Here is a 2,385-nt window from a genome sequence, read left to right on the forward strand (position 1 = left end):
GTCGATCAGCCCGCGCACCGTGGAGATCCACCGGTCGAACATGATGACCAAGATGGGCGCGGCCCACGTCTCCGACGCCATCCGCGCCGCCTTCGACGCGGCGCTGGTCTAGCAGTCCACCGAAGAACGCGCTTCGCCTCCGCGGCGCACTAGCCATTCGAAATCGCCTCAATCCTCGCGGCGGGGGGTGCGTTGCCACTCTGCTTCGGCGCGGCGCGCATAGCTGGCATAAATCGGCAGCTTCCAGACGATGTAGAGCGGAACATGGAGCAAGGCCGTTCCGGACAGGTAGGCGCGGCCGCCGGCGACCCAGGCTGCGAACGTCAGCAGCAATGCCAGCATGGTCATGCTGCCCAGCGCGAACCAGGGCCAGGGCACCGCACCGGCCCAAAGCAGGAGTGTCTCCAGCGCCAAGGACGCGGCCGCGAGGACAAGCAGCAAGGCAAACGGCGGAACGCACAAGTGCAGTCCAAGCAAAGTTTCCTCGACGGAGCGCCCCCGGATGCCGCCGAGCAAGGTGGGAAAGGCGGAATTTCTGAGCGAGGTCAGGAAGCCATGCTCCCACCTTCGCCTTTGCACGAGGGCATCGTCCAGGGCAGCCGGCTTGCTGCTAACAAGAGCACTCTCGACGAGAATCGGCGCCGATCCGCGGCGGGTCAGCGAGATGCCCAGGTCCAGATCTTCCACGATCGAACCGGTGCTGAGCGCCGCCTGCGAGAATATCGACCATGGAAATGCCATGCCGGTGCCGGTCAGCAGCGCGCCGCCGCCCATTCTTTGCATGCCCCTCGATCTGTACAAATTCTTGATGAAAAAGGCAAAATTGGAAATCTGCATTCTCGGCGGCACGGCAAGGCTCGGGTCGAACAGATAGACGGCCTGCACCGGCCGGGCTGTCGTCAGCGCCGAAGCCGCCAGGGTGTGAAGGCTGCCGGGCGCCAGCCAGCAATCCGCATCGAGGACCACGACCACGTCGGGCACTGTCGGGCGGGCGGCGATGAAATCCCGGCCGAACGCCAGCGCGAAACCCTTGCCCCGGGCCGTCGCGTCATCGCGCTCGATGACGCCGACGCCGGCGGCGCGCGCCACCGAGGCGGTGCTGTCGGTACAGTTGTCGGCAACGACGAGCACTTCGGTTCGCGGCGGCAGGGCTTTCAGCAATGCCGCCAGCGTTTCTCCCAGCCCCATTTCCTCGTCGTGGGCCGGAATGAGGACGACCGTCGCGGGCGATTCCAGACCTGGCGACAAATGGCTGCGCGACGGCCAGATCCCGAAAACAAGTTCAAGCGTGAAGACCGATAATGGAACCGCGACAAGCAGCGCCAAGCCTGCCGAAACGATATCCAGTACCAAGGTCAACATGCCGTTCTCTGCAATCCGATTACAGGGTCGGCGACATAGAGCCAGCCCGTGCAGTCCCGTACGGGGCGCTCGTTGTTCGGTGATAGAGCGCGACATTGGTTCTGGCAATCGGGAGCGACGATTCCGGATCGCATTCCGGCGGACCTGTCACGGGCAAATTCCCCCGGTTGCGTAATGAATTTGATGCCCATCAAAGACACTGATCCATTAAACGCTATTGCAACTCACTCGCAATAAGGGCTAGCAGGCCCTCGACACGACGAATCGTCCGAGACGGGATGGAGACAACGGCATGAGTGGAGTTCGGGTTCTGGTAACGAGTGCGCTGCTGGGCAGCGCCTGTGCGCCATCGATGGCGCTGGCGCAGCAGGCGGGCACCGGCCCGGTGGGCGACGACGACGGCGACGAGGACCAGATCGTCGTCTCCGGCCTGCGCTCGGTGACGCGCGACAAGCTCTCGGAAGATGCGGTCCGTGCCCCGCAGAGCATCAGCATCGTCACGCATCAGGTGATGGAGCACCAGGGCACCAGCCGGCTCGAGGACGCGCTGAAGAATGTCCCCGGCATCACCCTCAACGCCGGCGAGGGCGCGGCGCGCGGCGATACCGTCAACTTGCGCGGCTTCCCGGCCTACAACGACATCTTCCTCGACGGCATCCGCGATGCCGCTGTATATACGCGCGACAGCTTCGATCTCGAAACGCTCGAAGTGCTCAAGGGCCCCTCCGCGGTGCTGTTCGGCCGCGGCTCGACCGGTGGTGCGATCAACCAGGTCAGCAAGGCGCCGACGTTGGCGCCGCTGTGGTCGGCAACGCTGGTCGGCGGCACCAACGACATGATCCGCGCCACCGCCGATGTCGACCAGCCGATCGGCAAGGACGCGGCGATCCGCGTCAATGCCATGGGCGAGCACAGTTCGGTCACCGACCGCGACAATGTCCGCAACCGCCGCTGGGGCGTGGCGCCGTCGCTGGCGGTGGGCATCGGCGGGCCCGACACGCTGACGCTCGCATACCTGCACCA

The 2,385-nt window shown here is 65.0% G+C and carries 3 protein-coding genes; 2 read left to right on the top strand and 1 reads right to left on the bottom strand.

What is annotated here, in order from left to right; translation table 11 throughout:
• Positions 1 to 4 precede the first annotated feature (4 nt).
• On the top strand, positions 5 to 112 hold the full coding sequence (locus AC1P6P_RS10260; protein WP_481402345.1) for a LuxR C-terminal-related transcriptional regulator: 108 nt from the start codon (positions 5 to 7) through the stop codon (positions 110 to 112).
• A gap of 56 nt (positions 113 to 168) precedes the next feature.
• Here AC1P6P_RS10260 and AC1P6P_RS10265 read toward each other — a convergent pair whose 3' ends face one another.
• Positions 169 to 1,362 carry a glycosyltransferase family 2 protein gene (locus AC1P6P_RS10265; protein WP_481402343.1) on the bottom strand — a complete coding sequence of 398 codons (1,194 nt, stop codon included), beginning with the start codon at positions 1,360 to 1,362 and terminating at the stop codon, positions 169 to 171.
• A gap of 292 nt (positions 1,363 to 1,654) precedes the next feature.
• On the opposite strand from AC1P6P_RS10265, the gene AC1P6P_RS10270 reads away from it, so the two are divergent.
• On the top strand, positions 1,655 to 2,385 hold a 731-nt coding region (locus AC1P6P_RS10270; protein WP_481402344.1), incomplete at its 3' end, for a TonB-dependent receptor.

The sequence above is a fragment of the Rhizomicrobium sp. genome, from assembly GCF_056722145.1.